Source organism: Pseudomonas sp. Lz4W (genome assembly GCF_000346225.2).
In the GTDB taxonomy this organism is placed as follows: Bacteria; Pseudomonadota; Gammaproteobacteria; order Pseudomonadales; family Pseudomonadaceae; genus Aquipseudomonas; species Aquipseudomonas paraversuta.
Map to the genome: position 1 here is coordinate 4,925,575 of NZ_CP017432.1, position 17,454 is coordinate 4,943,028.

The following is a 17,454-nucleotide window of genomic DNA, read 5'->3' on the forward strand; positions in this document are numbered from 1 at the left end:
CGGGGTTAGATGAATCGGGGGCCAGTATCTTCAGGCCATGTGACCACTCTATGAACCGATTGTGACAATTGGATGAAAGGCCATCATTGTTTACAAATGATGGCCTTTCTGGAGAGGCTAATTATGTGTGACGACGAGGCCGGCTCGATCAGCGGCCCTTTTTCCACAAGTAGGCACCGACCAGCAAGCCCATGGTGCAGATGATTGCCACGTAGTACGCCGGGCCCATCGGGCTTTCTTTAAGCAGCAGGGTTACGGCCATCGGGGTCAGGCCACCAAAGATGGCGTAGGCCAGGTTGTAGGAAAAAGACAGGCCACTGAAACGCACCACCGCCGGAAAGGCTTTGACCATCACATAGGGCACAGCGCCGATGGTGCCTACAAACAATCCGCTCAAGGCGTACAGGGGAAACAACCAGTCCGGGTGCTGCAACAGGCTGTGGTAGAAGGTCCACGAGGTGATCAGCAGTCCGGCGCAACCCAGCACGAAGACTTTGCCGGCACCAAAGCGGTCAGCCAGTGCCCCCGAAGCAATACAGCCCAAGCTCAAAAAGACGATGGCCAGACTGTTGGCTTGCAATGAGGTGGTGGCAGAAAAACCGTACACGGTTTGCAGCACGGTCGGCGTCATCAATATGACCACGATGATCCCGGCAGACAGCAACCAGGTCAGCAGCATCGAAATCACAATTGCACCGCGATGATCACGCAACACGGTCTTGAGCGGCACTTCTGCAGCCAGGGCCTTGCGCAGCTGCAACTCGGCGAACACCGGGGTTTCGTGCAACCAGCGCCGCAGATACACCGAAAACAGTCCGAACACACCCCCCATGAGGAAAGGGATTCGCCACGCGTAATCGGCCACTTCCGCCGGGGTGTAGATCGTATTGATCGCAGTGGCCATCAACGAACCGAGCAAAATGCCCGCCGTCAGGCCGCAGGTCAGGGTGCCGCAGGCATAGCCCACGTGACGCGGCGGAACATGCTCGGCCACAAACACCCAGGCGCCCGGCACTTCACCGCCAATCGCCGCGCCCTGAATCACGCGCATCAGCAGCAACAGAATCGGCGCCCACATGCCGATCTGTGCATAAGTCGGCAGCAAGCCCATGATCAGGGTCGGCACCGCCATCATGAAGATGCTCAAAGTGAACATCTTCTTGCGCCCCAGCAGGTCGCCGAAGTGCGCCATGACAATGCCACCCAGCGGCCGAGCCAGATAACCCGCAGCAAAAATGCCGAAGGTTTGCATCAGGCGCAGCCACTCCGGCATGTCCGCCGGGAAGAACAGCTTGCCGACCACGGTGGCAAAAAATACAAAGATGATGAAATCGTAAAACTCCAGCGCACCGCCCAAAGCAGACAGCGACAAGGTTTTATAGTCATTACGGGTTAACGGCCGCGACGGCGGTGCAGCACTGGAAGGCTCTGTGATCATGGAGTATTGCTTCTCTTATTTGGGCTCGGCAAAAAGCTGCAACTACGCCGGCAGGGGCTGGGCAGGTTTTGAAAGATAACAAATTGTTTACAAAAGCACAGAGCTAGACGCACGCCTCGCTTAAAAAGCAGAATCCGAAGGTCGTCGGCCAAGCCAGTGATCGATATACTCGTTGGCTGTAAGAAACATTTGGAGACTTCTGAAAATGCTGTGCGAAACGTTCGCAGGGCATTCACCAGCTGATTCCGCAGAGTTTCCCTTGGTGCGGCTTATGAAGAACGTGACGAACGTAGTATGTTCGGGCTGAATCGTTTTTCTAATGACGCTTATTCACCCGCAATACACATGATGAATCACGGGTCAGAGGCCCTTAGGCATGCTAGAGCTCGAACAAGAAGATCCAATCCCGCAAGGTGACCTGGCCTTGCAAATCACCGCATTACCGCGCGAAACCAACGGTTTCGGCGATATTTTCGGCGGCTGGCTGGTATCACAAATGGACCTCGCTGGCACCGCAATGGCCAGCAAGGTCGCCGGGGGCCGTGTGGCTACGGTTGCCATTGATCGCATGGCATTTCTGGTGCCCGTGGCAGTCGGGGCCCAGTTATCGTTTTACACCCAGGCCCTGGAAATCGGCCGCAGCTCGATCCAGATGATGGTCGAAGTGTGGAGCGACGACCCGCTGTCCAGCGAATGGCGCAAAGTCACCGAAGCTGTATTTGTGTTCGTTGCCATCGATGGCAGCGGCCGCACGCGCTCCGTTCCGCCGCGCCGTTAAACCTCGCCGCGCTTTGCCTGTCTACTGCTGTCCTAGTCCCTGATATAGAGAGCCTGCCATGCACCACATTGAGTCAGTCACCCTGGACGAACTGGAGTGCTGGCACTTCCAGCATGGTCAGGCCCAACTATTGGTCGCCAAACAGGGCGCCCAGGTGCTCAGTTATCAGGTAGGCGATGAGCCGCCGATCATCTGGCTTAACGACAAGGCCCAGTACAAGGCAGGGAAAGGCATCCGCACCGGCGTCCCGGTCTGCTGGCCGTGGTTTGGCAATTTTGAACGCAACCCGCAAAGCGTAAAAGCCATGCGTCAGTCAGACGAGCCGGCAACGGCCCATGGGCTGGTGCGCACCCGCGAATGGGAGCTCCTTGAGTTCGACGATGCCGGTGAAGCACTGCACATCGAACTGGGCCTGCCCCACGTCGAAGGCGGCCTGCCCGGGTGGCCACACGATGTCGCACTGACCCTGAGCATTCGCCTGGACACGCAGCTGCACATCAGTCTCACCAGCCATAACCGCAGTGATATTCCGGTCACCATCAGCCAGGCGCTGCACAGCTACTTTGCGGTCAGCGATGTACGCAGGGTGCATGTCGAAGGGCTGGACGCACTGACGTATATCGACACGCTGCAAGACTGGAAACAGATCCGCCAGACCGGCGATTTGACCTTCAGCGGCGAAACCGACCGCATCTACCTCGACGCCCCGCAGCAGCTGAGCATTGTCGATAACGACTGGCACCGCAGCATTCAGCTCACCAGCCGCGGCTCACGTACGGCGGTGATCTGGAACCCGTGGATCGAGCGGGCCGAGCAGTTTGACGACATGGCCGATGATGGCTGGCAACGCATGCTCTGCATCGAAACCGCCAACGTGATGGACGACGTGGTCACCCTGGAACCGGGTGCGAGCCATACCCTGGGTGTGAGCATTGCGAGCAAACGCCTGAAACCCTGAACCTGTAGGAGCGAGCTTTTTAAACAGCTCGCGAGCAAGCTCGCTCCTACAGTCAGATTGCGCGTAGTTAAGTTGCGTATCCCTTACAAATCCGCCTCAACCACCACCCGCACCTTGCTCGCATCCAGCGCATAGGCCGCATCCGCCAGATCATTACTGACTGTCTCAACCTTCAGCGTGCCCACCACCCACAATGGCGTGTAGATGTCGTCCAGCTTCAAGCCTTTGGGGTAGCGCACCAGCACCAGCTGATTGGGCGGCGGTGGCGGCACGTGGATGCAGGCGCCAGGGTACGGCACCAGGAAAAACAGGGTACTGCGCCCCTTGGCATCGGTTTCCAAAGGCACGGGATAGCCGCCCAAACGGATATTTTTCCCGTTCATGGCAGGCACAGTTTTACTGGAATACATGACCGCCGGCAGGCCTTTGCTCTGCTTCAAACCACCCTTGGCAGTAAACGTACCATTGGCCTCGGGCGAGTCATGGTCGATTTCGGGCATTTGTTCGAGGGCTTTTTGATCCGACTTTGGCATCAGGTCGAGCCAGTCGGTTTCGGGCAATTGCGCCGCGTGTACCAGGCCACAGCCCAGTAAAAGAAAGATAAAAGCAAAACGACGCATGGCAGTCTCAATCAAAGAGGGCTTCTGACGCCGCGCATTCTAGCCTTCTCTGCGGCGAGCGCAGAGAGGGCCAGACCATTCAATCAGCTCTTTTTCGACACCATGTTGTAGATCACCAGCAGGATAACCGCCCCGATCACCGCACCAATAAAGCCGGCACCCTCGCCTGCCTTATAGATACCCAGTGCCTGTCCGCCGTATGTTGCCGCCAGCGAACCGCCGATACCCAGCAGGATAGTCATGATCCAGCCCATGCTGTCGTCGCCCGGTTTCAGGAAACGGGCCAGCAGGCCAACGATCAAGCCGATAAAAATGGTTCCGATGATGCCCATGGACGCTTCCTCTCTGTAGATGGCGTAAACCCAAGCCTAGTCAGCACTTTGGGATCACGCCATCAGAGAGTGGCGGTCACTGAATGGTTCCCGCCAATTAACGATTTACGCTTGATCGATCAACGCTTCAACACGCTGGATTTGCGCTTTGAGCGTCGCCAGGTCTGCACAACGCAGATTGGCATGACCCACTTTGCGGCCGACCTTGAAGGCCTTGCCGTAGTGATGCAAATGGCAGTCGGCAATCGCGATCACCTGCTCTACCGGCGGCACGCTGCCAATGAAGTTGAGCATTGCGCTCTCACCGACCTTGGCCGTCGAACCCAGCGGCAAACCGGCAATGGCGCGCAAATGGTTTTCGAACTGGCTGCACTCGGCGCCTTCAGTGGTCCAGTGCCCGGAGTTGTGCACACGCGGGGCAATTTCATTGGCCTTGAGGCCACCGTCGACTTCAAAGAACTCGAACGCCATCACGCCGACGTAGTCGAGTTGCTTGAGTACACGGCTCGAGTAGTCCTCGGCCAACGCTTGCAACGGGTGATCGGTGCTGGCAACCGACAGCTTGAGAATGCCGCGGTCATGGGTGTTGTGCACCAGCGGGTAGAACCGGGTCTCGCCATCACGACCGCGCACGGCGATCAGCGACACTTCACCAGTGAAGGGTACAAAACCTTCCAGCAGGCAGGCGACGCTACCCAGCTCGGCAAAGGTACCTTCGACATCGGCCGCAGTGCGCAGCACTTTCTGGCCCTTGCCGTCATAACCCAGGGTGCGGGTCTTGAGCACGGCCGGCAACCCGATGCTGGCTACCGCTGCATCCAGATCCGCCTGGGACTGGATGTCGGCAAAGTCCGGCGTCGGAATCCCCAGGTCCTTGAACATGCTTTTTTCGAACCAGCGATCACGGGCGATACGCAGCGCTTCGGCACTCGGATACACCGGTACGAATTGCGACAGGAAGGCCACGGTTTCAGCAGGAACGCTTTCGAACTCAAACGTCACCAGATCGACTTCATCGGCCAGTTGGCGCAAATGATCCGGGTCGCTGTAGTCCGCACGCAGGTGTTCACCCAGCGCAGCTGCGCAGGCATCAGGCGCCGGATCAAGGAAAGCGAAGTTCATGCCCAGCGGAGTGCCCGCCAGGGCCAGCATGCGGCCCAGTTGGCCGCCACCGATTACACCGATTTTCATCGTCAAAAACCTCAGGCTTCGCGCGGGTCTGGATTGTCCAGAACGCTGTCTGTCTGCTCAGCACGGAATGCTTTCAATACGGTATGGAACTGCGGGTGCTTGGCGCCCAGGATGCTGGCCGACAATAGCGCTGCGTTGATCGCACCCGCCTTGCCGATGGCCAGGGTGGCAACCGGGATGCCTGCAGGCATTTGCACGATCGACAGCAGCGAATCAACGCCCGACAGCATCGCCGACTGCACCGGTACACCCAGTACCGGCAAGTGGGTTTTGGCCGCACACATGCCTGGCAGGTGAGCAGCGCCACCGGCACCTGCGATGATCACCTCGATCCCGCGGCCTTCGGCCTCTTCGGCATACTGGAACAGCAAGTCCGGAGTGCGGTGGGCAGAGACCACTTTAACTTCGTAAGGAATGCCGAGTTTTTCCAGCATATCGGCGGTGTGGCTGAGGGTGGACCAATCGGACTTGGAGCCCATGATCACGCCTACCAGTGCACTCATCGTCGCGCCTCTTCTCTTGGGCGCCCGCAGGCGCGTCAAAAAACAACAAGCCACGTGGGGAAACCGACGTGGCTTGTTATAGAAATTAAGGCCGGTCAAGCCAGCCGAAGGCCGCGCAGTATACCCAAAAAGGTAAACAAAACGCATATTCCCCGACCATCTGTCTTTGATCCTGAAATCTGCTTCGACGCCCGGTTTTATTGACTTCAAGGTCAGGCCAGAAAACCTCCGAGCAGCGACTACACCGGCGCCTGGGCTGGTGCCGAAGGATTTTCCAGCTTGCGCCACAGCAAGCGCACGTTGGCCTTGCGCACCAGGGCGCAGCGGTACAAGCGAATTTCCAGCGGCACGTGCCATTGGGGCCCGCCACAGATCACCAACTCACCGCGCTCAAGCTCCGCCCGCACGCTTAACCGCGGCACCCAGGCGATGCCCAGCCCTTCAAGCGCCATGCTTTTAAGGCTGTCGGCCATGGCGGTCTCATAAATAGTGGTGAAGCGCAGGCTGCGCTGGCGCAGCAACAAATTCACCGAACGGCCCAAAAATGCCCCGGCGCTGTAGGCCAGCAACGGCACACTGGCATCGCCTTCCAGATCAAACAGCGGATTGCCGTCAGCGTCGGCAGCACACACCGGCAACATTTCGGTATTACCCAGGTGCAAGGACGGGAAAATTTCCGGGTCCATCTGCAATGCCGCATCCGGATCGTAAAAGGCCAGCATCAAATCGCAGCCGCCCTCACGCAAAGCATGCACCGCGTCTCCGACGTTAGTCGCAACAAGACGTGTCGCGATGTTCAGCCCTTCGTTACGCAACTGAGCGATCCAGCGCGGGAAAAAACCCAGCGCCAGGGAGTGTGCCGCAGCCACTTGCATGACCTCGCCCTGCCCGCCTTCCAGGTGATGCAAGTGACGCAAGACTTCGCCGAGCTGTTCGACCACGGTGCGCGCCGTGACCAAAAACAGCTGGCCGGCCGCAGTCAACTCCACCGGGGTGCGGGAACGATTCACCAGGGTCAGCCCCAGCGCCGCTTCAAGGCTGCGAATACGTCGGCTGAAGGCCGGCTGAGTCACAAAGCGACGCTCTGCCGCCTGGGAAAAACTGCGAGTGGCGGCCAGGGCACTGAAGTCCTCTAACCATTTACTTTCGAGATTCATCGAGTCCTCCCGGACGCGCACCAAATTGGGTCACACGTTCGACGCGGCCGTCGCGTCACGTCGTCATTATGCCGTTTCTGCATAGGATAGTGTTTAAAGGCATTGGCCCAATTTTGTCTGCAGGCCTAGCATTCGCAGCGTTCCGGCTCAGACCGGGTCCTTATCGAGATGATTTCTATCATGTCCTCCGCTGCATCTTTCCGCACTGAAAAAGACCTGCTTGGCGTACTCGAAGTACCCGCTCAAGCGTATTACGGCATCCAGACCCTGCGAGCGGTGAATAACTTCCGTCTCTCCGGCGTTCCGATCTCGCACTACCCGAAGCTGGTCGTGGCCCTGGCCATGGTCAAGCAAGCCGCAGCTGACGCGAACCGCGAGCTGGGCCATCTGAGCGACGCCAAACACGCAGCCATCAGCGAAGCCTGTGCACGTCTGGTGCGCGGTGATTTCCACGATGAATTCGTGGTCGACATGATTCAAGGCGGCGCTGGCACTTCAACCAACATGAATGCCAACGAAGTCATCGCCAACATCGCGCTGGAGGCCATGGGCCATCAGAAGGGCGAGTACCAGTACCTGCACCCGAACAACGACGTGAACATGGCTCAGTCGACCAACGACGCTTACCCGACGGCTATCCGTCTGGGCCTGCTGTTGGGTCACGATGCACTGCTGGCCAGCCTCGATAGCCTGATTCAGGCATTCGCCGCCAAGGGCGTCGAGTTCAACCACGTATTGAAGATGGGCCGGACCCAGCTGCAAGACGCGGTACCCATGACTTTGGGTCAAGAGTTCCGCGCATTTGCCACCACCCTGGGTGAAGATCTGGCCCGCCTGAAAACTCTGGCGCCAGAGTTGCTGACCGAAGTGAACCTGGGCGGTACTGCGATTGGTACCGGCATCAACGCCGACCCGCGCTACCAGCACCTGGCCGTGACCCGTCTGGCGACCATCAGCGGCCAGCCGCTGGTACCTGCTGCCGACTTGATCGAAGCCACTTCAGACATGGGCGCCTTCGTCCTGTTCTCCGGCATGCTCAAGCGTACCGCGGTCAAACTGTCGAAGATTTGCAACGACCTGCGCCTGCTGTCCAGCGGCCCACGCACCGGCATCAACGAAATCAACTTGCCAGCGCGTCAGCCGGGCAGCTCGATCATGCCAGGCAAGGTCAATCCGGTAATCCCGGAAGCCGTCAACCAGGTGGCATTCCAGATCATCGGTAACGACCTGGCACTGACCATCGCGGCTGAAGGCGGCCAACTGCAACTGAACGTGATGGAGCCGCTGATCGCGTTCAAGATCTTCGACTCGATCCGCCTGCTGCAACGCGCCATGGACATGCTGCGCGAACATTGCATCGTTGGCATCACCGCCAACGAAGCACGTTGCCGTGAACTGGTCGAACATTCGATTGGTCTGGTGACTGCGCTGAACCCTTACATCGGCTATGAAAACGCCACCCGCATCGCCCGTATCGCCCTCGAAAGCGGCCGCGGCGTGCTGGAACTGGTGCGCGAAGAAGGCTTGCTCGACGACGCCATGCTCGACGACATCCTGCGCCCGGAAAACATGATTGCTCCGCGTCTGGTGCCTCTCAAGGCCTGATGCATGTAACAAAGTTCTGAATGCAAAGTTGCCGAGGGTGTTTTTAACGCCGCATCACCGAAGCCCAGGCACTTTGCGACAGAACTCAACGCTCACCAGGTCGAGGGACTAGACACCTCTCACCTTTTGAGGGCTTGCAGATACGTCTGCAGGCCCTTTTTTTTGCGCAAATTTTGTGGGAACCGGCTCCCACAAAGGACAAACAAAGAGGGCAAACACGACAGGATTCAAGGCCTTTTCAGACGACTCGCACATGAAAAATCAATCACTTATGCAGACGCTTCCAACACTCCTAGGTATAGTGCCGGCCCTCTTCCCGTGCGTGGGCCCTGCAACAGCGGCCACCGACAGTGCGGAAACAGCATCGTAAACCAAGCAGCAACATGGCCGGGATTCCCTTGATCGCCTACTTTTATGCCCTGTCTTGCCGGGCGTAATGAGCGATCCTGATTCGGCCGTGTTGCCATCAGATAAAAACAGCGAGGAATAATCCATGCTTGAAGTCATCAATGACTTCCTCTCAGGGAAAGTGCTAATCGTGCTCATGGTCGGGCTCGGTGGCTACTTCACGATCCGCTCGCGTTTCGTACAGTTTCGCTACTTCCTGCACATGTTTTCGGTCTTCAAAGACAGCCTGCGCAGCAGCGCCGGCGAACTTAGCTCGTTTCAGGCATTGATGCTGAGCCTGGCGGGCCGTGTGGGTGCGGGCAACATCGCCGGCGTCGGCATTGCCGTGACCTTGGGCGGCCCCGGTGCCGTGTTCTGGATGTGGGTGACCGCACTGGTCGGCATGTCCAGCAGTCTGATCGAATGTTCCCTGGGCCAGCTGTACAAGCGTCGCGACGCTGAAGGCCAACTGCGCGGCGGCCCGTCCTTCTACATGAAGTACGGCCTGGGCAAAATCTGGATGGGCAAGCTGATGGCCGTGCTGCTGCTGATCACCTTCGGTTTTGCCTTTATGGGCCTGCAAGCCCACGCCGTAACCCACTCGCTGCAAGACGCCTTCGGCTTTGAGGTCAATTACTCCGGCCTGGCCATCGCCATCCTGCTGGGGCTGGTGTTTATCGGCGGCATCAAACGTATCGCTTCGGTTGCCGACCTGCTGGTACCGGTCAAAACCCTGGCCTACATCGCAGTCACCCTCTACGTGATCGTGCTGCAATTCGACCACGTGCCGGCCATGCTGGGCCACATCGTCAAGAGCGCCTTCGGCCTCGATCCGGTGTTTGGCGGGCTGATCGGCAGCGCGATCGTGATGGGCGTCAAGCGTGGCGTATTTGCCAACGAAGCCGGCCTGGGCAGTGCTCCGAACGTAGCCGCCGTGGCCGATGTCGAGCACCCTATCGCCCAGGGCGTGGTTCAGGCGTTCAGCGTATTCCTCGACACCTTTGTGATCTGCACCTGCACCGCGCTGCTGATCCTGCTGTCCGGCTTCTACACCCCGGGCTTCGAAGGGGACGGCATCGCCCTGACCCAGAACTCCCTGGCGGCCGTCGTCGGCGAATGGGGCCGTGTGTTTATCAGCGTGGCCCTGGCGCTGTTTGTCTTCACCTCGATGCTCTACAACTACTATCTGGGTGAAAACAACCTGCGTTTCCTGGTCGGTGAGAGCCGCAAGGCACTGATCGGTTATCGCGTGCTGGTACTGGTGCTGATTTTTTGGGGTTCGATTGAAAACCTGCAAACCGTCTTCGCCTTCGCCGATATCGCCATGACCATGCTGGCGTTCGTCAACCTGGTCGCCCTGGCGATGCTGTTCAAGGTCTGCATGCGCGTGCTCAAGGACTACGACGACCAACGTCGCGCAGGGATCAAGACACCGGTGTTCGATTCCAGTAAATTCCCGGATCTGGATCTGGACCTCAAGGCCTGGCCGCCACGACCGGCCGTCACGAGCGAAGAAACAAAACGCTGACACTCACGCGGCGGTTCTAATCAGAACCGCCGCGTTTTTGCTTATGGAGACTCATAAATGACTGCAGCCACCCATCACCCAGCCCAGCGCGTCATGGTGCTCTACACCGGCGGCACCATCGGCATGCAAGCCAGCGCCAACGGCCTGGCCCCGGCATCGGGCTTTGAAGCGCGCATGGCTGATTACCTCGCCAGCCAGCCACAGCTGCAAGTACCGCAGTGGCGCTTTCGCGAGATGAGCCCACTGATCGACAGCGCCAACATGACGCCCGCCTACTGGTTGCGCCTGCGCACCGCGATCATCGAAGCCGTTGAACAGGATGACTGCGATTCGGTATTGGTCCTGCATGGCACCGACACCCTGGCCTACAGCGCAGCGGCGATGTGCTTTCAACTGCTGGGGTTGCCGGCGCCGGTAGTGTTCACCGGCTCCATGCTGCCTGCGGGTGTGCCCGACAGCGATGCCTGGGAAAACGTCAGCGGTGCATTGAGCGCACTGGGGCAAGGCCAGCCCCACGGCGTGCAGCTGTACTTCCACGGCGCGTTGCTGGCACCGACACGCTGCGCCAAAGTGCGCAGCTTCGGACGCAACCCGTTTGTCGCGCTCAAGCGCAATGGCGGTACCCCCAAGGCCAATACCTTGCCGGGTGAGCTGATGTATCGCCAGCCCCGGCACGAAGCCAGTGTCGGCGTACTGCCACTGGTCCCGGGGATTGGCGCGGCGCAACTGGATGCCCTGCTCAATAGCGGGATTGAGGCGCTGGTGCTGGAGTGCTTCGGCAGCGGCACCGGCCCCAGCGACAATCCGGCCTTCCTCGCCAGCCTGCAACGGGCGCAGCAAAACGGCATAGTGGTGGTCGCCATTACCCAATGCCATGAAGGTGGCGTGGAACTGGACGTGTACGAAGCGGGCAGCCGCTTGCGTGAAGCCGGCGTGCTCTCGGGCGGCGGCATGACCCGGGAAGCGGCGTTCGGCAAACTGCACGCATTACTGGGGGCCGATTTGCCCCTGGCAGAAGTGCGTCAGCTGGTCGAGCTGGATCTGTGCGGCGAGCTGGCGTAACCAGCTCCCCTTCCATCTGTAGGAGCGAGCTTGCCTCGCGATCTTTTTAAAAATCAAAAGATCGCAAGACAAGCTCGCTCCTACAGCGTCAGGGTACAGAGCTACATCGGGATCTATTTCACACCCCGGCACACAACTTGCTCGCTTCCTGCACCCTCATGCAGGAAGCCAACATGCTGCACTCCCACCTCACTACCCTCAACGCTGTATCGCTGGTACTCAGCACCTTCGAGGCCGAAGGCCTGTCCTGCGAAGCATTGCTGGCCGGCAGCGGCATTCGGGCCGCCGATCTGAGCCGCGCCGACACGCGCATTACCGCCAGCCAGGAAATGCAGGTGTGCGCCAACGCCGTGGCCTTGCGCCGCGAAATAGGCCTTGAGCTGGGGCGACGCATGCATGTGTCGTCCTACGGCATGCTCGGCTATGCCATGCTCACCAGTGCCACCTTAGGTGACGCTTTACGCCTGGCCTTGCGCTATCCGGCGCTACTGGGAACACTTTTCGAGCTCAGCCTCAGGGTCGAAGGCGAACACGTGTGGTTCTGCGCTGACCACTATCACGAAAATCCGCAGCTGGCCGTGTTCAATGCACAACTTTGCCTGGTGTCATTGACCGTTATTTGCCAGGACCTGCTGGGGCAGCCGTTACCCCTGCTGGCCGCCCGCTTCGCCCATAGCAAGCCGGACTATCACGCAAGCTATGACAGCACCTTCGACTGCACACGCACGTTCGAGGCTCAGGACAACGGCTTTGCCTTTGCCAGACACTGGCTCGATCACCCTCTGCCGCTGGCCGATGCCATCACCCACCAGGCGATGGCCGTGCGCTGCCGCAAACAAAACCTGGAGTTCACCGGCCGTCAGACCTGGCTGTCACGCATCCGCCAGCTGCTCGCCGGCCAACTGCATGCAGCACCGGGGCTGGAGGGCCTGGCCGAGCAGATGACCTGCTCGCCACGTACTTTGCGCCGGCACCTGCGTGACGCCGGATGCAGCTATCAGGGGCTGCTCGACGAATTGCGCTTCGAGCGCGCCAAGCTGTTGCTCCACGAAACCGAATGGCCGATTTATCGGATTGCCGAAACCCTGGGCTTTAGCGAAACCGCGAGTTTTCGCCACGCGTTTGTACGCTGGAGCGGTGTCGCACCCAGCCAGTTCCGCGCGTAATAAAACCGTAGGAGCGAGCTTGCTCGCGAGCTCTTGATCGCGACATGGAAGAGCTCGCTGCTACAGGTTTCAGTGGTTCAGGGGGCGAATTTCGGTCAGTGATTTCGGCCATATTTATCCCCTTTTGGCCGCTCCTGCCGTTCTCTGAAACCACCGCTGCCGCAAGACTGTAGGCCAACGCTCTAGCCTACGGAGAACAAGAAAAATGCTGACTATCTACTCGGACGATCACCATCTGCATCATGGCCGTTGTGAATTGATAGACGGGCAACTGATGCCCTGCTTTGAAATGCCCTCCCGCGCCGACCATATTCTGCAGCGCGTTCAAACCCGTGAGCTGGGGCCGGTGCAAGCCCCGCAAGACTTCGGACGCGATCCGATCCTGCGTGTGCACAGCGCGGCATATCTGGATTTTTTCGAGGGCGCCTGGGCGCGCTGGGCCGAGCAGGGTCTTGACGGCGACTTGATGCCCTACACCTGGCCTGCCCGCACCCTGCGCGCCATAGTGCCTGCCAGCTTGCACGGCCAACTCGGCTATTACAGTTTCGATGGCGGCGCCCCGATTACAGCGGGCACCTGGCGCGCAGCCTATAGCGCAGCCCAGGTTGCACTCACCGCCCAGGCCGCCATCCAGAACGGCGCCCCCAGTGCTTTCGCCCTGTGCCGTCCACCGGGGCACCACGCCGCAGGCGATTTGATGGGCGGTTATTGCTACCTCAACAATGCCGCGATTGCCGCTCAGGCCTTCCTGGACCAGGGTGGTAAAAAAGTGGCGATCCTCGACGTGGACTATCACCACGGCAACGGTACGCAGTCGATTTTCTATGAACGCAACGACGTGCTGTTCACTTCGATCCACGGCCATCCCGAGGCCGAATTCCCGTTCTTTTTGGGCTATGAAGACGAACTGGGCGAAGGTCCGGGTGCAGGCTTCAACTTCAACTATCCGCTGGCGGCCGGGTCGGCATGGGAGCGCTGGAGCGCGGCGCTGGAACTGGCCTGTGGCGAAATCGAAGGTTACGACGCTGATGTGCTGGTGGTTTCTCTGGGCGTGGACACCTTCAAGAACGACCCTATCTCCCAGTTCAAACTCGATAGCCCGGACTATCTGCGCATGGGCGAACGTATTGCACGCCTGGGCAAACCGACGCTGTTCGTGATGGAGGGTGGCTACGCGGTAGAAGAAATCGGGATCAATGCGGTCAATGTGCTCGAGGGGTTCGAAAGCGCCCGATAAGCCCCCGAACCTGCAGGAGCGAGCTTTACCGCGTAGCAACCAACAGCTCGCTCCTACACCCAGACCTTGCCCAGGCGGGCCAGCGCTGCCTTGATATCGGCCTCAGGCACCGCGGCAAAACCCAGCACCAGCCCTGCACGTTTATCCACAGGCACGCTCGAGTCTTGCAGCCAGTAGCCACTCAAACCATTGATCTCCACCTCGGCCGCTTTGGCCTGAGCCAGCAATTGCTGTTCGCGCTCGAAACTTATGACCGGCACCGTCACATGCAGCCCCGCTGCAATGCTCGGCACCGGCCCCATCCCCGCTACCCCCTGGGGCCAATCTGCCAACAATGCATTACGCCGGCTCAAGGCCGCACGCCGCATGCGCCGGATATGCCGCTGAAAGTGCCCGGCAGCCATGAATTCGGCCATCACGGCCTGGGTACTGACCTCCGAATGCCGCATATCCAGGGAGCGCCGCCGGGCGAAAGGCTCAATCAAACCCTTGGGCAAAACCAGGTACCCCAGACGCAAGGCCGGGAACACCACTTTGCCGAAGGTACCGACATAGATCACCCGCCCCTGACGGTCCAGTGCCGCCAACGGGGCCAGCGGGGCCCCGCAGTAACGGTACTCGCCGTCGTAGTCGTCTTCGATGATCCAGCCCTGGTTGCGCTCGGCCCAGTCCAGCAACTCAAGGCGCCTGGCCAGACTCATGGTCACACCCGTCGGGTACTGGTGGGATGGCGTCACATAGGCCAGCCGGCAGTTATTCAACTGCTTGAGTGCCGAGCAATCCATACCCTCCTGATCGACCGCTATGCCCTGCATTTTTGCCCCTGCAATCGCAAAGGCATGGGCCGCTGCGCGGTAGCCGGGATTCTCGACCGCCACCCCGTCGCCAGGCTCAACCAGCAGCTGTGCACAAAGGCTAATTCCTTGCTGCGCGCCACTGGTGATCAAAATTTGATCGGCCGAGCACGATAAACCACGGGAAGTGCGCAAATAGACGGCAATTAATTCACGCAGCCGCTCATCCCCTGCCGGATTGCCATAACACAGCTGCTGCAAGTCCGGCTTACGCCAAAAAGCCGCCTGCAGCTTGCTCCAGACCTCGAAAGGAAATAAGTCAAAGGCTGGCACCCCCACCCGGAAAGCCCGCGGAACTCCGCTCGGAGGAAGGTCAAGCGAGTGCTGGCCAACCCTGTCCAAAGCAGTGCTGTGGATAACTTTACTGGACGTAATTACAGGTAAATCAGCCCTTTTTGTGGATAACCCTGGGGATAAGCCTGTTGAAAACCCTGTGGACAAGTTGGTGGACAACTTTTTTCGCGGGAGGGCTTTTTCCGGCAACTGCGCGACATAAGTGCCATCACCGATTCGCCCCTCTAGAAAGCCCTCGGCATACAACTGGTCATAGGCCCGTACCACGCTGTTTCGGGAGATGCCGAGCGCCAGCGCCAGATCGCGACTCGCCGGCAACCGCGAGCCACTGCCAAGGCGGCCATCCAGTACCCGCTGGCGCAATGCCTGATAGAGCTGGCGGGTCAGGCCTTTTTTTGGATCAAGCTCGATACCGGCAGGGTTGAAGGCGATGGACAGCGCTGAATCCGGCATGGATTGGACCTATAAAAATGACCATTAATGGCTCTTACAACGAGCCAATAGCCTGCCTAGGATGCAGTCATTCGCCAAGGAAAATTTCTATGTACGTGCCCCGCGCCTTCGCAGAAAGTGACATTCACCTCTTGCATCAGCAGATGCAGGCCACCCCGTTGCCCGTGCTTGTGACCCATGGCAGCCAGGGCCTGGTCGCCAGCCATGTACCACTGCTGCTGAACCCGGACGAAGGCCCCAACGGCACGCTGTATGGCCACCTTGCCCGTGCCAACCCGCATTGGCAGGCACTTGCGCAAGGCGCCGAGGCGCTGGTTATTTTTGCCGGGGAGCAGGCTTATGTCAGTCCGTCCTTCTACCCCAGCAAAGCTGAAGACGGCAAATCCGTACCCACCTGGAACTACCTTGCCGTTCACGCCTACGGCCAGGCCCAGGTGTTCGATGATGCCGAGCGCCTGCTGGCCCTGGTCAGTCGCCTGAGCAACAAGCACGAAGCCGGTCGCGCCGAGCCGTGGTCCGTCAGCGACGCCCCCCGGGATTACATCGACAGCATGCTCAAGGCGATTGTGGGTTTCAGCCTGCCGATCACCCGCCTCAACGGTAAACGCAAACTCAGCCAGAACCGCAGCGCCGCCGACCAGACCGGTGTGCGCAATGGACTGCTGGCCAGCAACAACCCGCAAGACCACGCCCTCGCTCAATTAATTGCTAAGGAATAGCAACATGGCTCAGCCACTGCAGATCAAACCCGCCAGCGCCGCCGATCACGATCAATGGCTGCCGCTCTGGCAGGCGTATTTGAGTTTCTATAAAACCGAACTGCCCGCCGCAGTCAGCCAGTCGACCTGGGAGCGTTTTCTCGACCCGGGCGAACCGACCCACCTGGCGCTCGCCTGGAAGGGCAACGAAGCTGTAGGCATGGTGCAGTTCATTTATCACCGCTCCAACTGGAGCATTGGAAACTCCTGCTACCTTCAAGACCTGTTTGTCAGCCCCCAGGTGCGCGGCACCGGTGCCGGGCGCTTGTTGATCGAGCATGTATACGCCACCGCCAAAGATAATCAGTGCGCCAAGGTGCATTGGCTGACCCACGAGACCAACGCTACCGCCATTCAGCTCTATGAGCGAATAGCCGAGCGCCCCGGCTTTATTCAATTTCGCAAAGCCTTGTCATGAAAGGAACGCGCAATGCCTGAAGATCTACAACATTGGCAGCCAGCCAGAACCCCGGATACGCGAACCCTCGAAGGACGCTTCATTCGTCTGGAAAAGCTCGACCCGGCCCGTCATGGCGATGAATTATGGCTAGCCTTACAAGGCCCCGAGGGCGATCCCAAGCTGTGGGATTACTTGCCGTACGGGCCTTTCAATGAACGCCCGGCATTTGATGCCTGGCTGCAGAACAACGCGGCCAGCCGCGACCCGCACTTCTATACCGTCGTCGATCAGGCCAGTGGCCAGGCCCAGGGCACCATCAGCCTGATGTGCATTGTTGCCGAACACGGACGCATAGAGATCGGCCACGTCACGTTCGGCGCGCCGATGCAGCGCTCGCCGAAAAGTACCGAGGCGGTCTACTTGCTGGCCAAGGAGGCTTTCGCCCTGGGCAATCGACGTCTGGAGTGGAAGTGCAACAATGACAACGCCAGATCGAAACGTACTGCAGTACGACTCGGGTACACATACGAAGGCGTCTTCCGCCAGCATATGGTGGTCAAAGGCAAAAATCGTGATACCACGTGGTACAGCATTATCGGTACGGAATGGCCCGCTATAGCGGCAGGCTTTGAAAAATGGCTGGCACTGGATAACCAACCAGAAAGTGGCCAGATCAAGTCTCTGGAAGAATGCAGGGCAGCAACTGTATAAAATTTGATCAATGCGCCCGACA

17 protein-coding genes are annotated in these 17,454 nt (G+C 59.2%); 10 read left to right on the forward strand and 7 right to left on the reverse strand.

Annotated features, from left to right (window positions below; genetic code table 11):
• Positions 1 to 148: 148 nt before the first annotated feature.
• Complete coding sequence (locus tag B195_RS22435) at positions 149 to 1,438, reverse strand: MFS transporter (RefSeq protein WP_003438131.1); 1,290 nt, start codon at positions 1,436 to 1,438, stop codon at positions 149 to 151.
• Positions 1,439 to 1,814: 376 nt separating this feature from the next.
• Between B195_RS22435 and B195_RS22440 the strand changes: the two genes are divergently transcribed.
• Both B195_RS22440 and B195_RS22445 read left to right on the forward strand, forming a co-directional pair.
• On the forward strand, positions 1,815 to 2,216 hold the full coding sequence (locus tag B195_RS22440) for an acyl-CoA thioesterase (RefSeq protein ID WP_003438129.1): 402 nt from the start codon (positions 1,815 to 1,817) through the stop codon (positions 2,214 to 2,216).
• A 58-nt stretch (positions 2,217 to 2,274) separates the two neighbouring features.
• A complete protein-coding gene (locus tag B195_RS22445) occupies positions 2,275 to 3,174 on the forward strand; it encodes a D-hexose-6-phosphate mutarotase (RefSeq protein ID WP_003438128.1) in 900 nt (299 codons plus the stop codon).
• 83 nt (positions 3,175 to 3,257) lie between these two features.
• Here B195_RS22445 and B195_RS22450 read toward each other — a convergent pair whose 3' ends face one another.
• The 5 genes from B195_RS22450 to B195_RS22470 all read right to left on the reverse strand — a co-directional run bounded on the left by B195_RS22450 (position 3,258) and on the right by B195_RS22470 (position 6,977).
• Positions 3,258 to 3,794 (reverse strand): DUF3299 domain-containing protein, encoded by a 537-nt coding sequence (locus B195_RS22450; RefSeq protein ID WP_003438126.1) that lies wholly within the window; start codon positions 3,792 to 3,794, stop codon positions 3,258 to 3,260.
• An 83-nt stretch (positions 3,795 to 3,877) separates the two neighbouring features.
• Complete coding sequence (locus B195_RS22455; protein ID WP_003438124.1) at positions 3,878 to 4,126, reverse strand: GlsB/YeaQ/YmgE family stress response membrane protein; 249 nt, start codon at positions 4,124 to 4,126, stop codon at positions 3,878 to 3,880.
• 105 nt (positions 4,127 to 4,231) lie between these two features.
• Positions 4,232 to 5,317 (reverse strand): 5-(carboxyamino)imidazole ribonucleotide synthase, encoded by a 1,086-nt coding sequence (locus B195_RS22460; RefSeq protein WP_003438122.1) that lies wholly within the window; start codon positions 5,315 to 5,317, stop codon positions 4,232 to 4,234.
• Between the two features lie 11 nt (positions 5,318 to 5,328).
• The gene (purE, locus tag B195_RS22465; RefSeq protein ID WP_003438120.1) at positions 5,329 to 5,820 is read right to left on the reverse strand and encodes a 5-(carboxyamino)imidazole ribonucleotide mutase; all 492 of its coding nucleotides are present in this window, start codon (positions 5,818 to 5,820) and stop codon (positions 5,329 to 5,331) included.
• A gap of 239 nt (positions 5,821 to 6,059) precedes the next feature.
• Entirely contained in the window at positions 6,060 to 6,977 is a 918-nt protein-coding gene (locus tag B195_RS22470) for a LysR substrate-binding domain-containing protein (RefSeq protein ID WP_003438119.1), read from the reverse strand.
• A 180-nt stretch (positions 6,978 to 7,157) separates the two neighbouring features.
• Here B195_RS22470 and aspA point away from each other — a divergent pair, with 180 nt between their 5' ends.
• The 5 genes from aspA (at position 7,158) to B195_RS22495 (ending at position 13,962) form a co-directional block, all read left to right on the forward strand.
• The gene (aspA, locus tag B195_RS22475; protein ID WP_003438118.1) at positions 7,158 to 8,582 is read left to right on the forward strand and encodes an aspartate ammonia-lyase; all 1,425 of its coding nucleotides are present in this window, start codon (positions 7,158 to 7,160) and stop codon (positions 8,580 to 8,582) included.
• Between the two features lie 493 nt (positions 8,583 to 9,075).
• Entirely contained in the window at positions 9,076 to 10,497 is a 1,422-nt protein-coding gene (locus B195_RS22480) for a sodium:alanine symporter family protein (protein ID WP_003438116.1), read from the forward strand.
• Positions 10,498 to 10,554: 57 nt separating this feature from the next.
• Positions 10,555 to 11,559: an asparaginase gene (locus tag B195_RS22485; protein ID WP_003438114.1), complete on the forward strand. Its 1,005-nt coding sequence runs from the start codon at positions 10,555 to 10,557 to the stop codon at positions 11,557 to 11,559.
• A gap of 173 nt (positions 11,560 to 11,732) precedes the next feature.
• Positions 11,733 to 12,725 carry an AraC family transcriptional regulator gene (locus B195_RS22490; RefSeq protein ID WP_003438112.1) on the forward strand — a complete coding sequence of 331 codons (993 nt, stop codon included), beginning with the start codon at positions 11,733 to 11,735 and terminating at the stop codon, positions 12,723 to 12,725.
• Positions 12,726 to 12,930: 205 nt separating this feature from the next.
• A complete protein-coding gene (locus tag B195_RS22495) occupies positions 12,931 to 13,962 on the forward strand; it encodes a histone deacetylase family protein (RefSeq protein WP_003438110.1) in 1,032 nt (343 codons plus the stop codon).
• A gap of 53 nt (positions 13,963 to 14,015) precedes the next feature.
• Here the strand turns inward: B195_RS22495 and B195_RS22500 are convergent, their stop codons facing one another.
• Positions 14,016 to 15,563: a PLP-dependent aminotransferase family protein gene (locus B195_RS22500; RefSeq protein ID WP_003438108.1), complete on the reverse strand. Its 1,548-nt coding sequence runs from the start codon at positions 15,561 to 15,563 to the stop codon at positions 14,016 to 14,018.
• An 89-nt stretch (positions 15,564 to 15,652) separates the two neighbouring features.
• On the opposite strand from B195_RS22500, the gene B195_RS22505 reads away from it, so the two are divergent.
• Genes B195_RS22505 through B195_RS22515 form a run of 3 tightly spaced genes read left to right on the forward strand, consistent with a single transcriptional unit; the run spans position 15,653 to position 17,432 of the window.
• Positions 15,653 to 16,282 carry an FMN-binding negative transcriptional regulator gene (locus tag B195_RS22505; protein WP_003438106.1) on the forward strand — a complete coding sequence of 210 codons (630 nt, stop codon included), beginning with the start codon at positions 15,653 to 15,655 and terminating at the stop codon, positions 16,280 to 16,282.
• 4 nt (positions 16,283 to 16,286) lie between these two features.
• On the forward strand, positions 16,287 to 16,739 hold the full coding sequence (locus B195_RS22510) for a GNAT family N-acetyltransferase (RefSeq protein ID WP_003438104.1): 453 nt from the start codon (positions 16,287 to 16,289) through the stop codon (positions 16,737 to 16,739).
• Positions 16,740 to 16,751: 12 nt separating this feature from the next.
• Positions 16,752 to 17,432 carry a GNAT family N-acetyltransferase gene (locus tag B195_RS22515; RefSeq protein WP_003438102.1) on the forward strand — a complete coding sequence of 227 codons (681 nt, stop codon included), beginning with the start codon at positions 16,752 to 16,754 and terminating at the stop codon, positions 17,430 to 17,432.
• The last annotated feature ends 22 nt before the right edge of the window (positions 17,433 to 17,454 follow it).

Excerpts from the sequence above, each read along its gene's own strand:
- B195_RS22435 (WP_003438131.1), bottom strand. The coding sequence starts at position 1,438 with ATGATCACAGAGCCTTCCAGTGCTGCACCGCCGTCGCGGCCGTTAACC.
- B195_RS22440 (WP_003438129.1), top strand. The coding sequence starts at position 1,815 with ATGCTAGAGCTCGAACAAGAAGATCCAATCCCGCAAGGTGACCTGGCC.
- B195_RS22445 (WP_003438128.1), top strand. The coding sequence starts at position 2,275 with ATGCACCACATTGAGTCAGTCACCCTGGACGAACTGGAGTGCTGGCAC.
- B195_RS22450 (WP_003438126.1), bottom strand. The coding sequence starts at position 3,794 with ATGCGTCGTTTTGCTTTTATCTTTCTTTTACTGGGCTGTGGCCTGGTA.
- B195_RS22455 (WP_003438124.1), bottom strand. The coding sequence starts at position 4,126 with ATGGGCATCATCGGAACCATTTTTATCGGCTTGATCGTTGGCCTGCTG.
- B195_RS22460 (WP_003438122.1), bottom strand. The coding sequence starts at position 5,317 with ATGAAAATCGGTGTAATCGGTGGCGGCCAACTGGGCCGCATGCTGGCC.
- purE (WP_003438120.1), bottom strand. The coding sequence starts at position 5,820 with ATGAGTGCACTGGTAGGCGTGATCATGGGCTCCAAGTCCGATTGGTCC.
- B195_RS22470 (WP_003438119.1), bottom strand. The coding sequence starts at position 6,977 with ATGAATCTCGAAAGTAAATGGTTAGAGGACTTCAGTGCCCTGGCCGCC.
- aspA (WP_003438118.1), top strand. The coding sequence starts at position 7,158 with ATGTCCTCCGCTGCATCTTTCCGCACTGAAAAAGACCTGCTTGGCGTA.
- B195_RS22480 (WP_003438116.1), top strand. The coding sequence starts at position 9,076 with ATGCTTGAAGTCATCAATGACTTCCTCTCAGGGAAAGTGCTAATCGTG.
- B195_RS22485 (WP_003438114.1), top strand. The coding sequence starts at position 10,555 with ATGACTGCAGCCACCCATCACCCAGCCCAGCGCGTCATGGTGCTCTAC.
- B195_RS22490 (WP_003438112.1), top strand. The coding sequence starts at position 11,733 with ATGCTGCACTCCCACCTCACTACCCTCAACGCTGTATCGCTGGTACTC.
- B195_RS22495 (WP_003438110.1), top strand. The coding sequence starts at position 12,931 with ATGCTGACTATCTACTCGGACGATCACCATCTGCATCATGGCCGTTGT.
- B195_RS22500 (WP_003438108.1), bottom strand. The coding sequence starts at position 15,563 with ATGCCGGATTCAGCGCTGTCCATCGCCTTCAACCCTGCCGGTATCGAG.
- B195_RS22505 (WP_003438106.1), top strand. The coding sequence starts at position 15,653 with ATGTACGTGCCCCGCGCCTTCGCAGAAAGTGACATTCACCTCTTGCAT.
- B195_RS22510 (WP_003438104.1), top strand. The coding sequence starts at position 16,287 with ATGGCTCAGCCACTGCAGATCAAACCCGCCAGCGCCGCCGATCACGAT.
- B195_RS22515 (WP_003438102.1), top strand. The coding sequence starts at position 16,752 with ATGCCTGAAGATCTACAACATTGGCAGCCAGCCAGAACCCCGGATACG.